Source organism: Bacillus sp. SIMBA_008 (assembly GCF_046535495.1).
GTDB lineage: Bacteria > Bacillota > Bacilli > Bacillales > Bacillaceae > Bacillus > Bacillus subtilis.
On the sequence record NZ_JAWRWL010000005.1, the window covers coordinates 37,393 to 56,088 of the forward strand.

The 18,696-nt window shown below is 45.3% G+C and carries 18 protein-coding genes; 5 read left to right on the forward strand and 13 right to left on the reverse strand.

Annotation, left to right across the window (positions count from 1 at the left end; all coding sequences use genetic code 11):
• Positions 1 to 39: 39 nt before the first annotated feature.
• The 3 genes from SB658_RS16460 to SB658_RS16470 all read right to left on the reverse strand — a co-directional run bounded on the left by SB658_RS16460 (position 40) and on the right by SB658_RS16470 (position 2,132).
• Entirely contained in the window at positions 40 to 411 is a 372-nt protein-coding gene (locus SB658_RS16460; RefSeq protein ID WP_003227446.1) for a DUF423 domain-containing protein, read from the reverse strand.
• A 61-nt stretch (positions 412 to 472) separates the two neighbouring features.
• Positions 473 to 1,795, reverse strand: a complete 1,323-nt coding sequence (locus SB658_RS16465; RefSeq protein WP_015384975.1) for a purine/pyrimidine permease — start codon at positions 1,793 to 1,795, stop codon at positions 473 to 475.
• Positions 1,796 to 1,814: 19 nt separating this feature from the next.
• Positions 1,815 to 2,132: a YwdI family protein gene (locus SB658_RS16470; RefSeq protein ID WP_003243806.1), complete on the reverse strand. Its 318-nt coding sequence runs from the start codon at positions 2,130 to 2,132 to the stop codon at positions 1,815 to 1,817.
• A gap of 167 nt (positions 2,133 to 2,299) precedes the next feature.
• Between SB658_RS16470 and SB658_RS16475 the strand changes: the two genes are divergently transcribed.
• The gene (locus SB658_RS16475; protein WP_003227441.1) at positions 2,300 to 3,670 is read left to right on the forward strand and encodes an aldehyde dehydrogenase; all 1,371 of its coding nucleotides are present in this window, start codon (positions 2,300 to 2,302) and stop codon (positions 3,668 to 3,670) included.
• Positions 3,671 to 3,694: 24 nt separating this feature from the next.
• Here the strand turns inward: SB658_RS16475 and SB658_RS16480 are convergent, their stop codons facing one another.
• Both SB658_RS16480 and SB658_RS16485 read right to left on the reverse strand, forming a co-directional pair.
• Positions 3,695 to 4,372 carry a uracil-DNA glycosylase gene (locus tag SB658_RS16480; protein WP_014478341.1) on the reverse strand — a complete coding sequence of 226 codons (678 nt, stop codon included), beginning with the start codon at positions 4,370 to 4,372 and terminating at the stop codon, positions 3,695 to 3,697.
• 12 nt (positions 4,373 to 4,384) lie between these two features.
• On the reverse strand, positions 4,385 to 5,191 hold the full coding sequence (locus SB658_RS16485; protein WP_015250953.1) for a glycosyltransferase family 2 protein: 807 nt from the start codon (positions 5,189 to 5,191) through the stop codon (positions 4,385 to 4,387).
• Between the two features lie 190 nt (positions 5,192 to 5,381).
• Here SB658_RS16485 and SB658_RS16490 point away from each other — a divergent pair, with 190 nt between their 5' ends.
• The gene (locus tag SB658_RS16490) at positions 5,382 to 6,197 is read left to right on the forward strand and encodes a bifunctional hydroxymethylpyrimidine kinase/phosphomethylpyrimidine kinase (RefSeq protein ID WP_014665830.1); all 816 of its coding nucleotides are present in this window, start codon (positions 5,382 to 5,384) and stop codon (positions 6,195 to 6,197) included.
• Between the two features lie 90 nt (positions 6,198 to 6,287).
• Here the strand turns inward: SB658_RS16490 and SB658_RS16495 are convergent, their stop codons facing one another.
• From SB658_RS16495 to scrA, 3 genes are all read right to left on the reverse strand, one after another.
• Positions 6,288 to 6,536, reverse strand: a complete 249-nt coding sequence (locus SB658_RS16495) for a hypothetical protein (RefSeq protein WP_003243437.1) — start codon at positions 6,534 to 6,536, stop codon at positions 6,288 to 6,290.
• A 93-nt stretch (positions 6,537 to 6,629) separates the two neighbouring features.
• Positions 6,630 to 8,069: a sucrose-6-phosphate hydrolase gene (gene sacA, locus SB658_RS16500; RefSeq protein ID WP_029726209.1), complete on the reverse strand. Its 1,440-nt coding sequence runs from the start codon at positions 8,067 to 8,069 to the stop codon at positions 6,630 to 6,632.
• The gene (gene scrA, locus SB658_RS16505) at positions 8,066 to 9,451 is read right to left on the reverse strand and encodes a PTS system sucrose transporter subunit IIBC (RefSeq protein ID WP_410601953.1); all 1,386 of its coding nucleotides are present in this window, start codon (positions 9,449 to 9,451) and stop codon (positions 8,066 to 8,068) included. The genes sacA and scrA overlap by 4 nt, the downstream gene beginning before the upstream one ends.
• 301 nt (positions 9,452 to 9,752) lie before the next feature.
• On the opposite strand from scrA, the gene SB658_RS16510 reads away from it, so the two are divergent.
• Positions 9,753 to 10,523, forward strand: a complete 771-nt coding sequence (locus SB658_RS16510) for a formate/nitrite transporter family protein (RefSeq protein ID WP_014481261.1) — start codon at positions 9,753 to 9,755, stop codon at positions 10,521 to 10,523.
• Between the two features lie 38 nt (positions 10,524 to 10,561).
• On the opposite strand, the gene sacT is transcribed toward SB658_RS16510, so the two are convergent.
• Positions 10,562 to 11,392, reverse strand: a complete 831-nt coding sequence (gene sacT, locus SB658_RS16515; protein ID WP_119899917.1) for a sac operon transcriptional antiterminator SacT — start codon at positions 11,390 to 11,392, stop codon at positions 10,562 to 10,564.
• Between the two features lie 39 nt (positions 11,393 to 11,431).
• Positions 11,432 to 11,734, reverse strand: a complete 303-nt coding sequence (locus SB658_RS16520; RefSeq protein WP_003222155.1) for a hypothetical protein — start codon at positions 11,732 to 11,734, stop codon at positions 11,432 to 11,434.
• A gap of 529 nt (positions 11,735 to 12,263) precedes the next feature.
• On the opposite strand from SB658_RS16520, the gene vpr reads away from it, so the two are divergent.
• Positions 12,264 to 14,684: a serine protease Vpr gene (vpr, locus tag SB658_RS16525; protein ID WP_144500468.1), complete on the forward strand. Its 2,421-nt coding sequence runs from the start codon at positions 12,264 to 12,266 to the stop codon at positions 14,682 to 14,684.
• A 37-nt stretch (positions 14,685 to 14,721) separates the two neighbouring features.
• Here the strand turns inward: vpr and SB658_RS16530 are convergent, their stop codons facing one another.
• The 3 genes from SB658_RS16530 to rodA form a co-directional block, all read right to left on the reverse strand.
• Entirely contained in the window at positions 14,722 to 15,723 is a 1,002-nt protein-coding gene (locus SB658_RS16530) for an LLM class flavin-dependent oxidoreductase (protein ID WP_144500467.1), read from the reverse strand.
• Positions 15,724 to 15,896: 173 nt separating this feature from the next.
• Positions 15,897 to 16,646: an oxygen-insensitive NADPH nitroreductase gene (nfsA, locus tag SB658_RS16535; RefSeq protein WP_017696211.1), complete on the reverse strand. Its 750-nt coding sequence runs from the start codon at positions 16,644 to 16,646 to the stop codon at positions 15,897 to 15,899.
• A 105-nt stretch (positions 16,647 to 16,751) separates the two neighbouring features.
• Positions 16,752 to 17,933 (reverse strand): cell shape-determining peptidoglycan glycosyltransferase RodA, encoded by a 1,182-nt coding sequence (gene rodA / locus SB658_RS16540; RefSeq protein ID WP_015250943.1) that lies wholly within the window; start codon positions 17,931 to 17,933, stop codon positions 16,752 to 16,754.
• Between the two features lie 496 nt (positions 17,934 to 18,429).
• Between rodA and ywcE the strand changes: the two genes are divergently transcribed.
• Positions 18,430 to 18,693 (forward strand): spore morphogenesis/germination protein YwcE, encoded by a 264-nt coding sequence (ywcE, locus tag SB658_RS16545; RefSeq protein WP_003227411.1) that lies wholly within the window; start codon positions 18,430 to 18,432, stop codon positions 18,691 to 18,693.
• The last annotated feature ends 3 nt before the right edge of the window (positions 18,694 to 18,696 follow it).

Below are 18,696 nucleotides of genomic sequence, written 5' to 3' on the forward strand. Positions count from 1 at the left end.
AAAGCCAATCACTCATATGATGAGGATTGGCTTTTTTGTTTATAGATATTTGACGGCTGCGACAACGATCATAATCCAAGAAATAATAAACGCCACACCGCCGAGCGGGGTGATCGCTCCAAGAATAGAGATTTGCGTCACACTTAGAATATATAAGCTTCCGGAAAACAGCACAATTCCCGCAAACATCAGCCAGCCGGCTGTCGTGACACTGCCTATGCCGGATAATTTATCAGCCAGAAACGCGACAACGAATAACCCAAGGGCGTGATACATATGATACTGCACGCCTGTGTGCCAAACCTGAAGATACTTATCAGGTATTTTCCCTTCTAATCCGTGAGCGCCGAATGCTCCGAGTCCCACGGCAAGCAGGGCGTTAATGGCCCCTAATATGATAAAAACTTTCATCTATCTCTCCCGCCTTTTCGTTAAACTCATATCATTTATCTTATCGCACCTGCACCAAAATTCAATGTTTGTTCTCCGTTGACACGAGATTGTCGGATTTTCTCCTGCGCCAAAGCTGGAACTGGTCAGCTGCTATTGCAGCAAGCGTCCCTAATACGAGCCCGTTGCTTAATAGAGAAATAAATACCGGATGCAATCCCTTTAACGCAGTTTCAGGAACAAACATGATACCGACCCCTGTCAGCAGTGAGATACCGATGATAGACCTCACCCTTTTTGATTCTTCTTTCTCATATGAATCAAATTCGGCAAAGGCCAGACCGCCCATTGCGGAGAACACAACAAAATTCACCGCAAATCCAACGGGTGACGGCAGGCTCGCAAACGTATTCATAAAAAACGGGATCACGCTGATCACGATAACCAGAATACTGCCGAGCATAAACGGTTTTTTAGAAGGCATTTTGGTCGTTTCAATAAAACCTGCGGCTCCCGAAATCGGAACAGGCGCAATGGCTCCCGTCAAACCGCTAAGCAGATGGCTGAATGAAGCGGCAAAACCGGCATGGCGTTCATGATGCTTTCCATCAGGCTGTTTGCTGAATTTTTTCACTGCGATGTCCACGACCTTCATGCTCGCCAGCATATTCACGATCAGCAAGATAGTAATAAAAATAGAAGTGATGATCAGGCCGCTGTTAAATAACGGTGTCCCAAAAGGAAACAGGGAAGGCAGCTGAAACAGCCGGTCCGGCATTTCAATCGGCTTTGCCGCTCCGGCAGCCGCAAACAGCACCCATCCGCCGAACAAGGCTAATAAAATAGAATATTGCTTAAAAAACATGATGTTCGAATTTGTCATTATAAAGGCGGCAGCGATCACAACAAGCGCCAGACCAAATACAAGACCGTCCACCCCGTCCTGTCGATAACCGATTCCGAGAATTCCTTTTATAATGGGCTGACTCAGCTGCATGACAAGAAGCAATAAATAGACGCCCGTTACAACCGGAGTAAACAATTTTGCAAGTCTGTCAATGACCTTGAAAACACTTAATAAAAAGAAACATACAGCGCTTACAAGAAGAGCTCCCTGCAAACCCCGCAGTGTGTCTCCATATGTCGCAAACACAGTTCCCGTCAGCCCTGCGTAAATCGTATACACTCCCCACCACAAGCCGGCTGGGCTTTCATTGATCGGCAGTCTGTGGCCTTTCAAACACTGAATGACGGCGGCAATTCCCAGTACAAAAAAAGTGCTTTGAATCAATCTTGCAGAATCTGAGTGATCCAGATGAAACGACTGGGCAACCGCCACCGGAACAACAATCGCCGCAGCAATAATAAACGCTGTCCATTGCAGCGCGCCAAGAACCAATTTCACGTAAGCTCAACCTCTCTCTTTAAAAATCAAATAAAGACTCTCCGTTTCCATCCTCTTCCTGCTTCTCTTTTTCTTGCTTTCGATATTTGTTTAATCCCGCGCTCCCCATCATTTTTTCCATCATCAGCTGGTCTGTCGATGGCGGCGCGGCGGGACTTGGCGTAACGCTCGGCTGTATGCGGGGCGCGCTCGCGTTCTCCGGCTGATCAAGCACGACATCACACAGAGAACGGACAACCGCTACATAACGCTTCAGCTCCTCATCCCGTTCAGCTGTTTTTGCTTTTTTCAGCTCCTCTTCCATCTTTTGAATTAATGCAGATATATGAATGTTCATGAAGCACCCTCCAAAAAAATAAATGTTGTCTTCCTGCATTTTATCAAATTCCTGCTGTAAACGCAGATATGAGTTTGTTATTTTTTCTGACAAACCTTGCGCGATTGACAAGCAGAAGAGATTTTTCACATAATAAATCACCATACCTTACAAAAAGGAGAAACGGAATGAACAGCATCCCCTCTATCATCAGCAAGCATAAAGCCTATTTTGCGGCGGGACATACGAGACCGCTTGAATCGAGACTGAACATTTTGCGAAAGCTGAAACAAGCCGTCAGAACTCATGAAGCCGATCTCATAGCCGCTCTCTACCAGGATCTCCATAAATCCGAGCAAGAAGCATACTCAACAGAAATCGGAATCGTCTTGGAGGAAATCAGCTTTGTCATGAAACGGCTGAGAAAATGGTCCAAGCCGAAACGAGTCAAAACGCCGCTGACTCATCTAGGCTCCAAAAGCATCATCATTCCTGAGCCGTATGGAACCGTTTTGGTGATTGCGCCTTGGAACTATCCCTTGCAGCTGGCGCTTTCTCCGTTGATTGGAGCCATTGCGGCGGGGAACACGGTCGTTCTCAAGCCATCAGAATATACGCCGGCTGTTTCTGCTATTCTTTCCAAACTCATCAGCAGCGTTTTTCCAACTGATTATGTCGCTATGGCAGAAGGCGGGCCCGATGTCAGCACAGCATTATTACAGCAGCCCTTTGACTACATTTTCTTTACAGGCAGTGTAGCTGTAGGAAAAATCGTCATGGAGGCCGCCGCCAAACAATTAATTCCCGTAACCTTGGAGCTCGGCGGCAAAAGCCCCTGCATCGTCCATAAAGATGCTGACATTCAGCTTGCCGCCAAACGCATCGTCTTCGGGAAATTTACAAATGCGGGACAAACCTGCATCGCACCGGATTATTTATTTGTCCACGAGGACATCAAAACGAAGCTCACAGAAGAAATGAAGCGTGCGATCAGAGAATTTTACGGCCCTCAGCCGGAACGGAATCCGCAGTACGGCAAAATCGTCAGTGAACGGCACTATCAGCGGCTGCTCAGCTTTCTGAATGACGGCATCCCACTCACAGGCGGACAATCTGATCCCAATCATCACAAAATTGCGCCGACCATTCTCGAACAAGTGAGGGATGACTCTCCAGTGATGCAGGAGGAGATTTTCGGGCCGATTCTTCCGCTCTTTACATACCGCAATATCGGGGAAGTCATTGAGAAAGTCCAATCGCGCCCTAAGCCGCTCGCCCTGTATCTCTTCACCACAAACAAAGAAATTGAGCGCGCTGTTTTAGGAAATCTGTCGTTTGGCGGGGGCTGTGTCAATGATACGTTAATGCATGTGGCGACGCCGTATTTGCCATTCGGCGGCGTCGGGGAAAGCGGCATCGGCAGCTATCACGGCTTTGACAGTTTTAACACATTCACGCACAAAAAAAGCGTCGTCAAACAAACGAACCGCTTCGACTTCGCATTTCGTTATCCTTCCTCCAAAAACGGGCTGCGAATGATTCGAAAAATACTCAAATAAAAAAGCGCAGATCACCTGCGCTTTTTACAAATCCTTAATACACCAATCAATCGGCGCCTCACCCATTTTCTCCAAATAGGCATTCGCCCGGGAAAACGGTCTGCTCCCGAAAAATCCGTTTCTCGCCGAAAACGGGCTGGGATGCGTCGATTCAATGATAAAATGCTTGGACGTGTCGATCCGTTCTTTTTTCATTTGAGCATGCCGTCCCCACAAAATAAAGATAACCGGCCGCTCCCTTTCATTCAGCACGTCAATAATTCGGTCCGTCAGTCGCTCCCAGCCTTTTCCCTTATGGGAATTCGCCTGTCCGCGCCTTACTGTCAGCACAGTATTCAGCAAAAGAACGCCTTGCTTTGCCCAGCTCACCAGCGACCCGTGATTCGGGATGCTGCACCCGATGTCCTGCTGCAGCTCAAGAAAGATATTTTTTAACGAAGGCGGCTGCTTTACACCGGGCTTGACAGAGAAGCTTAAACCTTGAGCCTGTCCCGGCCCGTGATACGGATCTTGACCCAAAATGACGACCTTGACATCATCATATGATGTATAATGCAGCGCGTTGAAAATATCCCGGCTGTCCGGATAAATCGTTTGCTCCGCGTATTCCCGCTTCAGCATTTCTCTGAGCTCTTGATAATACGGTTTCTCAAACTCTTCCTTTAGCTGATTCCACCAGCTGTCTTGTAAAAGCTGTTTCAAGATTAGGCCCCCTTACGAACGATGAAGTCTGGAATAGACAGGCTCGCCATCCCAAACCATTTCACTTTTTGCTTCCCGCCTCTTCATCTCAGGCTCTTCAAGCAGGACGGCAAAGTTTTTCGTCGGCAGCTCCCCGAGTCCGTGCTTTTCACTTAAACGATCCAAATATTGCTTCCGCTTGGCGCCAAGGTCAGCAGACTGATTGTCTCCCGCGTCACTGAAGGCATAAATCACGCTGGCGCAAGGGACACGCTTCACCCGGTAATCCTTGGCCGCGCGCAGATAAAAATCCCAATCCCAGTAATTGTGCACATCAGCATCGAAATACCCGATTTCATCATGCAGAAAACGTCTGTACATGCTGCCCGACGGCACGTATGTAGAAAACACTCTCATATCCTCATAGTCAGCGGTATAAGCAAACAATTTCCTTGACACTGGATACCTTGTTCCGTTTTTCTCTTCAAACGAAACTATTTCCGCATCAGAATGAACGAAGTCTGCCGTTTCTATTTCCTTTGCCATTTTTTCGATATGCCCTGGCGTAAAGAAATCATCGTCATCACACAGCATAATGCAATCGCCAGACGCCTCTTTTACACCGGCATTTCTCGCAGCCACATGCCCCGAGTTCTTTTCTAAATTGATGACAGCAATCGGCAGCTCCGGATACAGTGCTTTGACCGGCACGACCGATTCACCGGCATCATTCACAATAATAATTTCATACGGCTTCAAGGTCTGGCGGGAAATCGACTCCAAAAGCTCACACAGAGCCGGAATCCGATTATAGGTCACAATTACGATAGAAATCTTCATGATGCTCTCCTTCTCATTTTCATAGTCATGTACTATTAAAACATATATTGGACGGGAGATCAGTGGGAATATCCTACTGAAACAGGAAAGGAGACCTTGAGAATACCAGATGATTTGCTAAGCCTTCTATATTGTGATACAGAGAAAATCTAACTATAATGAAAGACAAAACATGATGGAGGTTCAAGACATGTCTATGCATAAAGCACTCACCATTGCCGGCTCAGATTCCAGCGGCGGTGCTGGGATTCAAGCTGATTTAAAAACATTTCAAGAAAAAAACGTATACGGGATGACCGCCTTAACGGTGATCGTTGCGATGGACCCAAACAACAGCTGGGACCATCAGGTATTCCCGATCGATACTGATACAATCCGCGCCCAGCTTGCAACAATTACGGACGGCATCGGCGTGGACGCCATGAAAACAGGAATGCTGCCAACCGTTGACATTATCGAGCTTGCGGCAAAAACGATCAAAGAAAAACAATTAAAAAATGTGGTAATTGACCCGGTTATGGTTTGCAAAGGTGCTAATGAAGTCCTTTATCCGGAGCACGCCCAAGCCCTGCGTGAGCAATTGGCTCCGCTAGCCACTGTCATTACGCCCAACTTGTTTGAAGCCAGCCAGCTCAGCGGCATGGATGAACTAAAAACAGTTGACGATATGATCGAAGCCGCGAAAAAAATTCACGCACTCGGCGCTCAATATGTCGTCATTACAGGCGGAGGCAAACTCAAACATGAGAAAGCCGTTGATGTTCTCTATGACGGAGAAACAGCAGAAGTCCTTGAAAGCGAAATGATCGATACGCCTTATACACATGGCGCAGGCTGTACATTCTCAGCAGCCGTGACAGCGGAGCTCGCCAAAGGTGCGGAAGTCAAAGAAGCCATTTACGCAGCGAAAGAATTCATCACAGCGGCTATTAAAGAATCCTTCCCGCTAAACCAGTATGTTGGTCCTACGAAGCATTCTGCACTGCGCCTGAATCAACAATCATAAACAAAAGGGGCTGCCTTACAGAGAGGCAGCCCTTTTTAAATCACCGAAGACTTTTCACAGAAAAAACTGCCGATCCCATCGGCAGCCTGTTTATTTGATTTTTAAATTGTTTGCAGATTTCCTCAAAAATGTTTCTATCGACTGAACAAAAAGTGCATATTCCTTCATTTGTTCATATGCCCGCGTGAGAATTTCCGCCGTTTCACTGTGCGGCGTTGTTCCGCCAAGCATTTTTTTCAGCTGAAGCAGCACATCCTTATATTCTTCTCGCTTATCTTCAACTTGGTTAGCAGCCTTTTCCAAACATTCCGGTGTTATCTTCTGTTCATGTATATTCAAGAAAACAACTCCTTTTACAGAAAAAAATAGTAGGTTATCGTTGAAGAATAGCACAGATGGCTCAGATTTCACATAAGAAAATAGAAGGATTTTCTACATAAGTGTCCAAATTCCGACATTCATTTCAGATTTCCCGGTCGAACTGGCTGTTACTTCATGATTTCCCGGGAAAGGAAAATATCTCGCACTAAAGACCTCTTCTCCGTTATTCATAAAGATTTCCACAGATGACGCGTCGAGAAACATGTGTACGGTATGCAAATCCTTGATTCGGCAATGTCTCGCTTCTGTTCTTTTTCCGTCAAAGCTCTTTCGTTCCAGCGTAACAATCCCCTCGTCTTTATGGAAGGAAAACGTAGCCGTTCCGCGGATACTGATTGAAAAGCCAGACTCCGTATGAATGTCTTCCAGCAGAATCTCAGCTCTTTCAGGTTTTTCCACTGGAAGCGTACCAGATGATCCATGCATATTGATGTGTATTTTTTTCTCATTTCTGCGCATGGCTTTTAGCTCAGGCAGCGGCTGCTGAATCAGCTTCTGGCCTGAAAGCGTCAGCTGTCTCGGCAGCGTCATGCAGTGAATCCAGTGGCAGTCAATGGTCGGATGGGACCCTTCATCCTGATCAGGCACCGCCATCCATGCAAACAAAATCCGCCTTCCCTGATCGTCTTCAAGTGTTTGCGGCGCGTAAAAATCAAAACCTTGATCAAGCTCCGTAAATTCACCATGCTTCAGTTCAGGCTTGTTATAATCGAGACGGCCGACAAAATAACCTGATTGATATACGTTCTGATAACGGAAACCGTCAGCCTCAAGCCCTTGAGGCGAAACAATCAGCACGTCCGATCCTTGAAGGGAAAACAAATCAGGGCATTCCCACATGTATCCAAAATCGTCCAGCCCGTTGAAGCCCGCGCCGGTTATCGGGCCAAGAAATCTCCACTCACTCAGGTTATCAGAAGCAAACAATACAGCCTGCCCTTTCAAATTCTCTGTTTGCGCACCAATCACCATATACCATGTGCCTTCATGCTCCCATACCTTCGGATCGCGAAAATGCGCCGTATATCCTTCCGGAAGGCGGGCGACAACACCCTTTTTCTCAAAGGACAGCCCGTCGTCAGAAACAGCAAGGCATTGATACGTTTCCCGATTTCCATCCTGATCCCTGACATTTCCTGTGTAAAACAGATAGAGCCGATCGTCTTTCGTGACAGCGCTGCCCGAGTAGCAGCCGTTTTTATCAAACCAATCACTCGGAGCCAGCGCAATCTCTTCCCGCTTCCAATTCACAACATCCTGTGTCGTATAATGCCCCCAAAATTTTGCGCCGTGCCCTGTCTGAAACGGCTGCCACTGAAAGAATACATGATAGCTGCCCTTCCAATAAATCACGCCATTCGGGTCATTCAGCAGCCCAACCGGCGGCATGATGTGAAAATGCTGGCGGTACGGATCGCTGTTAGCGATGGGCTCTTTTTTCTCCACTTCTTCATAAGCCCGGCGACGAAGCTCCTGGTCATGTGCTGTCATTTTTTCCTCTCCTCATCCTCATTAATCTTCATGACAAATGCTGCAATGAACGCTGACACTGCTGCAATCGCCATGCCAATCAGATAGTGAATCAAGTTGCTGACGCCAAACGGAGCCGCAATGGCGATCATCGGAATTCCCGTTAACCCGTAAGCGTTTGCAGCTACATGTGTAAAGACGACATATGCTCCACCCAATGCGCCTCCGATCATCGCGGCGATAAACGGTTTTCGGTAGCGAAGATTGACTCCGAATATGACGGGCTCAGTAATGCCGAGAAAAGCGGAAAATGCTGCCGGAAGCGCGATTTCTTTTGTCTTTGCCTTTTTCGCCATAAAGAAGACGGCAAGACCTGCCCCGCCCTGTGCGACATTCGCCATTGACCAGATCGGCAGCAAGTAGTTTTTGCCTATATCTGCAATAAGCCCAGCCTCAATCGCATGGAAGCTATGATGAACGCCTGTCAGCACGATGAGTGAATACGTGCCCCCGAAAATCAGGCCCGCAACAAAACCGGCATGGTCATACACATAAGTTAAAGCAACCGTAATGCCGGAGCCAAGCGCTCTGCCTAGAGGGCCAATCGCGATAAAAGCAACAAACCCGGTGACAATCACAGTAACAAATGGTGTAACAAGCAAATCCACCGCATGTGGAACCACTTTTCTCGTCCATTTCTCTACCTTGCTCATCACATACACCGCAAGCAGGACAGGGATAACAGTTCCCTGGTAGCCGAGAAGAGCGATATCAAATCCGAAAAGATGCATGTAATCAGGTGTCGCTTCCGCCAATCCCCATGGATTTAAAAGATTCGGATGAATCATGATTCCCCCGATGACCGCTCCCAAGTATGGATTGCTGCCAAACTCTTTTGAAGCGCTGACCCCGATTAGAATCGGCAAGAAAATGAATGCTGCACTTGAAAACATATCAAGCAGCTGCAAAAGCGCAGAATCCTTGCTCATCCAATGAAACGCATTGATCATACCCAGCAATCCCATTAATAGGCCGCTGGCTACAATAGCCGGGATGATTGGAACAAAAATATTAGAAAGCGTTTTCGCAAATCTCGCAGCGGGATTCAGCTTTTCTTTTGCCGCATCCTGATGATTTACGTGTTCTTCACGCTCGATATCAGCTTCTTTAGCAAAGGCATCGAATACTTTATTCACAAGGCCTGTTCCGAAAATGATCTGGTACTGGCCAGACCTGCTGAAAGCCCCTTTGACGCCATCAAGCTCTTCTACTTGTGCTTGATCTATCTTTGATTCATCTTTCATCACTAAACGCAGTCTTGTTGCACAATGAGCCGCGCTGATAATATTTTCTTTCCCTCCGAGAAGCTCAATGAGGCGTTTTGCAGTCTCTTTGTAATCCATCTATTTCTCCCCCTTTTATTTAAACAAAAAAGACCTAAAATTCGCCAACGAATAAAGGACACAGCGATCCTTTTTCATTTACGCAAATTTTAGGTCTTGCCTGCTTTACCAGTCACAATCCCGCTTATTCAGATTAAGAATACGCTTTCATCATAAATCATGACAGCGTTTTCGTCAACTATTTTTTTAGTTAAATAGTTTGATAAAACATGTAGACAAAAATTCGTAAAAATTAATTGTGAAATACTTCACAATATCGTGTTATACTATGCTCAATCATGAAAGAAAGCAGGAAAAGACAATGGAAACTCAAGCATTGCAAAAGGTTGAACAGTATGCTTTGAAAAAACAAAACATATTCGCTTCAAGCAAAATCCGTTATGTGCTTCGGTCCATTTTGGCCAGTATGTTTATTGGTTTTGGCATTACAGCCGCAAGCAAAACAGGCAGCTATTTCTTTATGGCTGATTCTCCGTTTGCCTTTCCGGCAGCCGCTGTCACTTTCGGGGCCGCTATTCTGCTGATTGCTTACGGAGGCGGAGATTTATTTACCGGCAACACCTTTTATTTCACCTATACCGCGCTCCGGAAAAAACTCAGCTGGCGCAACACCCTGTACTTGTGGATGTCAAGCTATGCCGGCAATTTAATCGGCGCCATTCTGTTTGCCATCCTGATCAGCGCGACGGGACTTTTTGAGGAGCCTTCTGTTCATTCCTTTTTGATTCATTTGGCAGAGCACAAAATGGAACCGCCGGCTTCCGAATTGTTTTTCAGAGGAATGCTGTGCAATTGGCTTGTGTGCCTCGCCTTTTTCATTCCAATGTCTCTCAAAGGGGAAGGAGCAAAGCTTTTTACCATGATGCTATTCGTTTTCTGCTTCTTTATTTCCGGCTTTGAACACAGCATTGCCAATATGTGCACATTCGCCATCTCGCTTTTGATCGAGCACCCTGATACAGTGACACTGATGGGAGCAGTCAGAAACTTAATCCCCGTTACGCTCGGCAATCTGACCGCGGGAATAGTTATGATGGGCTGGATGTACTACACACTGAATCCTGATCAATAAAAAAACTTCCAGAGATCACTCCCTGCAAGTCAAAGCGGTTATTCCGAGAGATCTTGAAGACGCTGGACATGCAGCGTGATATAGCCGGCCTCGGATTCCGGCAAATGTAATTGATATTCATTTTTCAAAAACTCCGCCAGCTCCAGCGCACATTGATAGGCGAATGAATACTTTTTTTGGATGAAATAAAGCATCTCCTCGTCCATACGATGGAGCGCTTCATTTGATTCCAACCGGCTGACCGCGTATCGCAAATGCGTGACAAGGCGTTGATAGGAAATGCTGTTTTCATCCACCTTTCGATTAAAGTATTGTTCTATTTTCTCTATCATTTCTTTGATCATGGTCGTATGCTTCAGCGCCGAATACATGCTCTCCGCATCCATCTTGGCCGTATGGATGTGAAGGGCAATATAACCCGCTTCATCTTCAGGCAGAGACACGCCCAATGTCTCTTTTACATGTCCGATCGCCCACAGGCCGATCTCATATTCTTTTTTATAGAGCGCCTTTATCTCATGCAGCAATTTATTCTGCACAAGCAGCCCATTTTGAATCCTTTCGATCGCAAAGGACAAATGGTCAGAAAGCGCGATATGAATGTGATCGCTCAGCGGCGCCGCGAGCTCTCCTTCCGCATAGCTGATGATATCCTCAGCTATTTCTATATGCTCCTCCGGCAGTGTTTGCAGGATTTGTTTGAACTTTTCATTCTCGTCGCGCACGACAAAGATCTTTTCCACTTTACTCATAGGGATGAGATCATTTTTCTTTTTTTGAAAAGCGATTCCCGGCCCCATCACGATTTTTTCCTGATCATCCTCTTTTATTAAAGCCGCATTGTTGTTTAATACTTTATAGATTTTCAAGAGGTTATCTCTCCCGCCAATTTGCTTTTGACTGGGATTTTACCTCCTTTTGACTGCCATGTAAAGATGCGGGCCCGCTCTCTCCTGCTTTGGCGATTCCTTGAAGGCTTGCAAACATCTTCTTTTATAAAGCGCGGCGGCTTTCGCTTTCTGCTTTTCTTCCTCATTCACAGCCATCCGCCACTCATAAAACGAAACGAGTCCTGCGGCCTGCACAGCCGCCTTTCTTTGGTATGTACGCTGAGCCGAATAGACCGCGGCAGCCGCAGTTTTTCTGTCCGGCGTCACCCAGTTCATCAAAAAGACCATCCACACCCGTAAAGATACAAGCAAACGTTTCATAGAAAAACATCCCTCCGCTTCTTTTTGGCAGGCAGCCTTTTTAGCAGCCCGTTTTCTCAGCCGCAGCCCGCAAGAAAAGACGGCCGATTTCTTTTCTCGCAAACTAGCAGCTCTAGCAAAACTCATGACTCTATGATAGACCGTGGAAAGAGAATTCTTTGTCACAATATGAGTGAAAAAACCAACTAGTTTTTAGAAGTTTTGTTGAAAGCTGAAAGAATTGAAATGAAAATTGGAGAACCGCTTTGAAAACTTTATACACAAGTTATCCCAAAGATAAGAACAACTTAATCACAAGAGATATCCACATGTCCACAAACTCTATCTATATTTTGTATACGAACGTATATTCCTAACTATATATATACACAGGTTTATTCACTTATACACAGGGTTCTGTGTATAACTCCTTCGTTATACACAAACAAAATCCAATAAATGGTCCAAATGACACAAGGATTTTTTTGAATTTTCAAGAAATATATACTAGATCTTTCACATTTTTTCTAAATACAAAGGGGGAAACACATTGAAAAAGGGGATCATTCGCTTTCTGCTTGTAAGTTTCGTCTTATTTTTTGCGTTATCCACAGGTATTACGGGCGTCCAGGCAGCTCCGGCTTCTTCAAAAACGTCGGCTGATCTGGAAAAAGCCGAGGTATTCGGTGATATCGACATGACGACAAGCAAAAAAACAACCGTTATAGTGGAATTAAAAGAAAAATCCTTGGCAGAAGCGAAGGAAGCGGGAGAAAGCCAATCGAAAAGCAAGCTGAAAACCGCTCGCACCAAAGCAAAAAATAAAGCAATCAAAGCGGTGAAAAACGGAAAAGTAAACCGAGAATATGAGCAGGTATTCTCAGGCTTCTCTATGAAGCTTCCAGCTAATGAGATTCCAAAACTTCTCGCGGTAAAAGACGTTAAGGCAGTGTACCCGAACGTCACATATAAAACAGACAATATAAAGGATAAAGACGTCACAATCTCCGAAGACGCCGTATCTCCGCAAATGGATGACAGTGCGCCTTATATCGGAGCAAACGATGCATGGGATTTAGGCTACACAGGAAAAGGCATCAAGGTGGCGATTATTGACACTGGGGTTGAATACAATCACCCAGATCTGAAGAAAAACTTTGGACAATATAAAGGATACGATTTTGTGGACAATGATTACGATCCAAAAGAAACACCAACAGGCGATCCGAGGGGCGGAGCGACTGACCACGGCACACACGTAGCCGGAACTGTGGCTGCAAACGGAACAATTAAAGGCGTAGCGCCTGATGCCACACTTCTTGCTTATCGTGTGTTAGGGCCTGGCGGAAGCGGCACAACGGAAAACGTCATCGCGGGCGTGGAACGTGCAGTGCAGGACGGGGCAGATGTGATGAACCTGTCTCTCGGAAACTCTTTAAACAACCCGGACTGGGCGACAAGCACAGCGCTTGACTGGGCCATGTCAGAAGGCGTTGTCGCTGTTACCTCAAACGGCAACAGCGGACCGAACGGCTGGACAGTCGGATCGCCGGGCACATCAAGAGAAGCGATTTCTGTCGGTGCGACTCAGCTACCGCTCAATGAATACGCAGTCACTTTCGGCTCCTACTCTTCAGCAAAAGTGATGGGCTATAACAAAGAGGACGACGTCAAAGCGCTCAATAACAAAGAAGTTGAGCTTGTCGAAGCGGGAATCGGCGAAGAAAAGGATTTTGAAGGGAAAGACCTGACAGGCAAAGTCGCCGTTGTCAAACGAGGCAGCATTGCATTTGTGGATAAAGCGGATAACGCTAAAAAAGCCGGTGCCATCGGCATGGTTGTGTATAACAACCTCTCTGGAGAAATTGAAGCCAATGTGCCAGGCATGTCTGTCCCAACGATTAAGCTTTCATTAGAAGACGGCGAAAAACTCGTCAGCGCCCTGAAAGCTGGTGAGACAAAAACAACATTCAAGTTGACGGTCTCAAAAGCGCTCGGTGAACAAGTGGCTGATTTCTCATCACGCGGCCCTGTTATGGATACGTGGATGATTAAGCCTGATATTTCGGCGCCAGGGGTCAATATCGTGAGCACGATCCCAACACACGATCCTGACCATCCATACGGCTACGGATCAAAACAAGGAACAAGCATGGCATCGCCTCATATTGCCGGAGCGGTTGCCGTTATTAAACAAGCCAAATTAAAGTGGAGCGTTGAACAGATTAAAACCGCCATCATGAATACCGCTGTCACTTTAAAGGATAGCGATGGGGAAGTATATCCGCATAACGCTCAAGGCGCAGGCAGCGCAAGAATCATGAACGCGATCAAAGCCGATTCGCTCGTCTCACCTGGAAGCTATTCATACGGCACGTTCTTGAAGGAAAACGGAAACGAAACAAAAAATGAAACGTTTACGATTGAAAATCAATCTTCCATTAGAAAGTCATACACACTTGAATACTCATTTAATGGCAGCGGCATTTCCACATCCGGCACAAGCCGTGTTGTGATTCCGGCACATCAAACCGGGAAAGCCACTGCAAAAGTAAAGGTCAATACGAAGAAAACAAAAGCTGGCACCTATGAAGGAACGGTTATCGTCAGAGAAGGCGGAAAAACAGTCGCTAAGGTACCTACATTGCTGATTGTGAAAGAGCCCGATTATCCGAGAGTCACATCTGTCTCTGTCAGCGAAGGGACTGTACAAGGCACCTATCAAATTGAAACCTACCTTCCTGCGGGAGCGGAAGAGCTGGCGTTCCTCGTCTATGACAGCAACCTTGATTTCGCAGGCCAAGCCGGCATTTATAAAAACCAAGATAAAGGTTACCAGTACTTTGACTGGGACGGCACGATTAATGGCGGAACCAAACTTCCGGCCGGAGAGTATTACTTGCTCGCATATGCCGCGAACAAAGGCAAGTCAAGCCAGGTTTTGACCGAAGAACCTTTCACTGTTGAATAAGAAAAAGCCCTGCCGAATCGGCAGGGCTTTTTAAAGATCAGTCAGCAAACGCCTCCTGCAATAATCGATACGATCGGAGCTTATCTTCAAAATGATGCGTGATGGTCACCACCATGATTTCCTCTGTTTCATACGCTTTACTCAAAGCTAGCAGCCGCTCCTTAACCTGTTCTTTCGTACCAACAATCATTCGATTTCGATTATCAGCAATTCGTCTCTGTTCATAAGGAGAATACGTATTTTTCCGAACAGCTTCATACGAAGGAACTCCCTCTAAAGGAATACCCTGCTCTCCCGCCAAAAGTGTAAAATCAAGCACAGCCCCAAGCTCCTCTGCCTTCTCCTCCGTGTCAGCACAAAGAACAAAAACAGCAACTGCCGCTCGGGGCGTATCTCCTAACACAGATGGTTTGAATCGCCTCTTATACTGTCTGACAGTACCCTCTCCGCCCTCTCCATTGATAAAATGGGCAAACATATAGCCAGCGCCAGATTCAGCTGCGAGCAGCGCGCTTTCTCCAGATGAGCCGAGCAGCCACACATCCGGAGCCGTTGAAATATGCGGCGCAGCCGTCAGATTCGGAAAACGGTGTTTATCATCCACCAAATCATGCAAATACATGGTCAGCTCCTTGATTTGCTGCGGATACTGATCAGCATTGCGCTTACCGCCGTCATTCAGCGCCCATGATGCAATCGGCATTCCCCCCGGTGCTCTGCCAAGCCCCAGGTCAATTCTTCCTGGTGTCAGCCCCTCCAGAACACGAAAGTTTTCAGCAACTTTATAAGCACTGTAATGCGGCAGCATGACTCCTCCTGATCCAACACGGATTCGCTTTGTTTTCGCCGCTATATGACTGATTAGCACCTCAGGACTGGACCCTGCCAGCCGTTTTGAAAAGTGATGCTCAGAAACCCAAAATCTCTTATATCCAAGGTCCTCAGCAGCTTGAGCAAGCGCAACGGTTTGCTGTAAGGCCGTTTCTGCATTGCTGCCCTCTGATACTGGAGATTGATCTAATATACTTAATGAAACCATCCCTACCACCTCATCCTCATCGTATCACTGATCTTCTATTTTTTCTCCAAAGCCGCTCACACTGCTTATCAGTGTCCCCTATCATTCGCCATTTATTTGTGAAAGCCTGTCCCTATTTGTCGGAATATGTTACACGTGAAACATAAAAACCCCTCCAGACGGAGAGGTTTGCTTTAGTTTTTATTAAAGCCCTTTTCTTTCACGTAGTCATTTAAATACGTACGCGGCTTTTGCTTCATAAAGTTCAGTATTTGATCGGACCACGTTTCTTCCCGCTGCCCGTTTGTTCTTTCTCTATAGTAATCAGAAATGGTTTTGTCATACGTATTCATAGTATGACGGAAATCGTCTGTGTTCACATTATACGTATTCTCATGATAAACGGCCTGCTTTGGCAATCTCGGTTTTTTGCCGGAAAGGTTCGCAGGATGGCCTACTGCCAGTCCGAAAAGCGGGAGCACATGGTCAGGCGTTTGCAGCACCTCTGTCACCTTGTCCAGTTCATTCCGAATGCCGCCGATATAGCAAATGCCAAGCCCCATGGATTCAGCGGCAATGCTCATATTTTGCGCTGCCAGCGCCGCATCAATCAAGCTAACCATAAACATTTCTGTATTCTCGAGCAGCTCAGAAATATGTTCACCTTTTTCCTCAGCCAGTTTTTGATGGCGGTACAAATCCGCACAAAATACAAAAAAGTGTCCGTTCTTCTCAACGTAAGGCTGATTCCCAGCAAGCACGGACAGCTCACGTTTTTTCTCAGGATCAGAAACCCCGATAATCGAATATGCCTGCACATAGCTGGATGTAGACGCAGCCTGCGCACTTTTCACTAATGTATCAATTTCTTCAGCTGTCAAAAGCTGATCAGTAAAAGACCGGATTGACCGATGATTCAAAATGGTTTCGATTGTGTTATTCATCACAAAAACCTCCTTATCACTTTTTATCATATCCGAAAAAAAGTGATCTCAAAAGCGAAATGCTCTGCACAAAAAAAGACAGCCTCTGTAAAGGCTGTCTGCATATTAAGAATTAAAAAGATAACTTCTGTATTTCGTCAGCTGCACACTTGCATTATATACAATCCCAAATCCGATTAACGTGGAAAGTGTCGAGCTTCCCCCATAGCTGACAAACAGCAGCGGAATCCCGGTAACAGGCATAATTCCAATGTTCATTCCGATATTCTGGAATGTGTGGATCACAATTAACGCCGTATAGCCAACGCAAAAGAAAGAAGCGAAACGGTTAAACGGATGTATTTTGTCTATTAGAACAACAAGCCTGTAGATTAAAAAGAAGAACATGATGACAACAATTGCACAGCCTATAAAGCCAAATGACTCACCTATTATAGAAAAGATAAAGTCAGTCGTACTCTCTGGAACATAAACCTTCAAATTAGAAATACCATTACCTAAAATACCACCAGATCCTATTGCCATGATGGCCTGGTCAACTTGCCAGCTGTCATTTGAATCTTCCTGTGTCTCATTTGAAGCAGACACCCAAGAAGTGACCCGCTTAATTTGATAATCCTGTATTCCAACTGATTTAGCAACGTCAGGAAAGTTTATCATTACTAATAAAATTAATGAAATGAGTAAGATACCTGAACCAGCTATGATCGCAATCAATTTCCAATTTATACCTGACATAAAAACCATTACAAGAACGATAAACATACATATTCCCGCAGTCCCAGCATCCTGCATCAGGATAAGACCTACAGGAATAACTGCGACACCCGCAATCTTTAATAACAAGTGGATATCATCCCTAAGCGTCCGAACTCCTTTAGGATTAGCTTTTCCAATAACTGAAGCAAGCATCATAATCAAACCAACCTTCATAAACTCTGACGGCTGTATTGTTATTCTACCGATCCTAAACCAACTTTTTGCCCCTTTAATAACAGGTGCAATAGACTCGGGACTGATTTTAAGAATAATCAAAGATAAAATACCAATGATAAAAATATATAAACTTAACTTTTCAAGCTGTTCTAAATCAAAGTACAAAAGAACTGTAATGGCAACAGCTCCCAAAAAATAAAACACAATTTGCTGAATCCAATCCGTGTTCCCATACTGCCCAAACTGACCGGCAGCATAAATTGATACTACGCTTATAATAAAAAACACACCAAATATAAAAATCAAATCCCCCTGGTAAAAGGGGCTTTGCTGTTTCTTATATCGACTCATTCTATCCCGCCTTACATTTTCATCGGAAAATCACTAATGTTTATTATACATGAACCACGTTCAAGATGACACGTGAAGCTCGCTTCCTTTTATGTTTTTTCAGCATTTGCAGCGCTTTTTCAGCTACACGAAATATGACGTATCATAAACCGAAATGTTTCGATTGACACAAAACTTTTCAAATGAAAAAAACGCCATACCAAAAGAATTTGTTAAAAAACGAATGCGATAATGTGTTATGTTCCCAAATAATGTGATACCTCATATAGAAACAGCTAAAAATTCAGAGCCCCATGCCCATACATTCTCCTAGCATATTGAACGAAAAAAATAAGACGATAGATCCAGTCCATTTCTGCAAAAACACGTATCAATTTCTGGAAAACATGGTATAATAATTGTAACAGAATGTTCAAAAAACAATCACAAAACAGACACAACTCAGTTCCTCTATTTCATTTTTGTAAACGCTATCACAAAATGAAAGGAGACGGGTATGATGGACATGTTTTTTGCTTACTTATTGGTTGCCAGCGCAACGCCTCTCTTTATTTGGCTTGATAACAAAAAAGTCGCACTCTCAGCTATTCCGCCAATCATTTTAATGTGGGTATTCTTCTTCTTTTACGCAACAGAAAGCCTTTCTCCACTTGGACACACTCTCATGATTATCTTGTTTGCCGTTAACGTCATTGTCGCTCATATCGCCGCATTTATCATTTACGGCCTTCCGTATCTTCGCAGAAAGCGAAGCAGCTGAAGA

What these genes read in the sequence shown, in the direction of transcription:
- SB658_RS16460 (WP_003227446.1), bottom strand. Translation starts at nt 411, where the DNA reads ATGAAAGTTTTTATCATATTAGGGGCCATTAACGCCCTGCTTGCCGTG.
- SB658_RS16470 (WP_003243806.1), bottom strand. Translation starts at nt 2,132, where the DNA reads ATGAACATTCATATATCTGCATTAATTCAAAAGATGGAAGAGGAGCTG.
- SB658_RS16475 (WP_003227441.1), top strand. Translation starts at nt 2,300, where the DNA reads ATGAACAGCATCCCCTCTATCATCAGCAAGCATAAAGCCTATTTTGCG.
- SB658_RS16485 (WP_015250953.1), bottom strand. Translation starts at nt 5,191, where the DNA reads ATGAAGATTTCTATCGTAATTGTGACCTATAATCGGATTCCGGCTCTG.
- SB658_RS16490 (WP_014665830.1), top strand. Translation starts at nt 5,382, where the DNA reads ATGTCTATGCATAAAGCACTCACCATTGCCGGCTCAGATTCCAGCGGC.
- sacA (WP_029726209.1), bottom strand. Translation starts at nt 8,069, where the DNA reads ATGACAGCACATGACCAGGAGCTTCGTCGCCGGGCTTATGAAGAAGTG.
- scrA (WP_410601953.1), bottom strand. Translation starts at nt 9,451, where the DNA reads ATGGATTACAAAGAGACTGCAAAACGCCTCATTGAGCTTCTCGGAGGG.
- SB658_RS16510 (WP_014481261.1), top strand. Translation starts at nt 9,753, where the DNA reads ATGGAAACTCAAGCATTGCAAAAGGTTGAACAGTATGCTTTGAAAAAA.
- SB658_RS16520 (WP_003222155.1), bottom strand. Translation starts at nt 11,734, where the DNA reads ATGAAACGTTTGCTTGTATCTTTACGGGTGTGGATGGTCTTTTTGATG.
- SB658_RS16530 (WP_144500467.1), bottom strand. Translation starts at nt 15,723, where the DNA reads ATGGTTTCATTAAGTATATTAGATCAATCTCCAGTATCAGAGGGCAGC.
- nfsA (WP_017696211.1), bottom strand. Translation starts at nt 16,646, where the DNA reads ATGAATAACACAATCGAAACCATTTTGAATCATCGGTCAATCCGGTCT.
- rodA (WP_015250943.1), bottom strand. Translation starts at nt 17,933, where the DNA reads ATGAGTCGATATAAGAAACAGCAAAGCCCCTTTTACCAGGGGGATTTG.
- ywcE (WP_003227411.1), top strand. Translation starts at nt 18,430, where the DNA reads ATGATGGACATGTTTTTTGCTTACTTATTGGTTGCCAGCGCAACGCCT.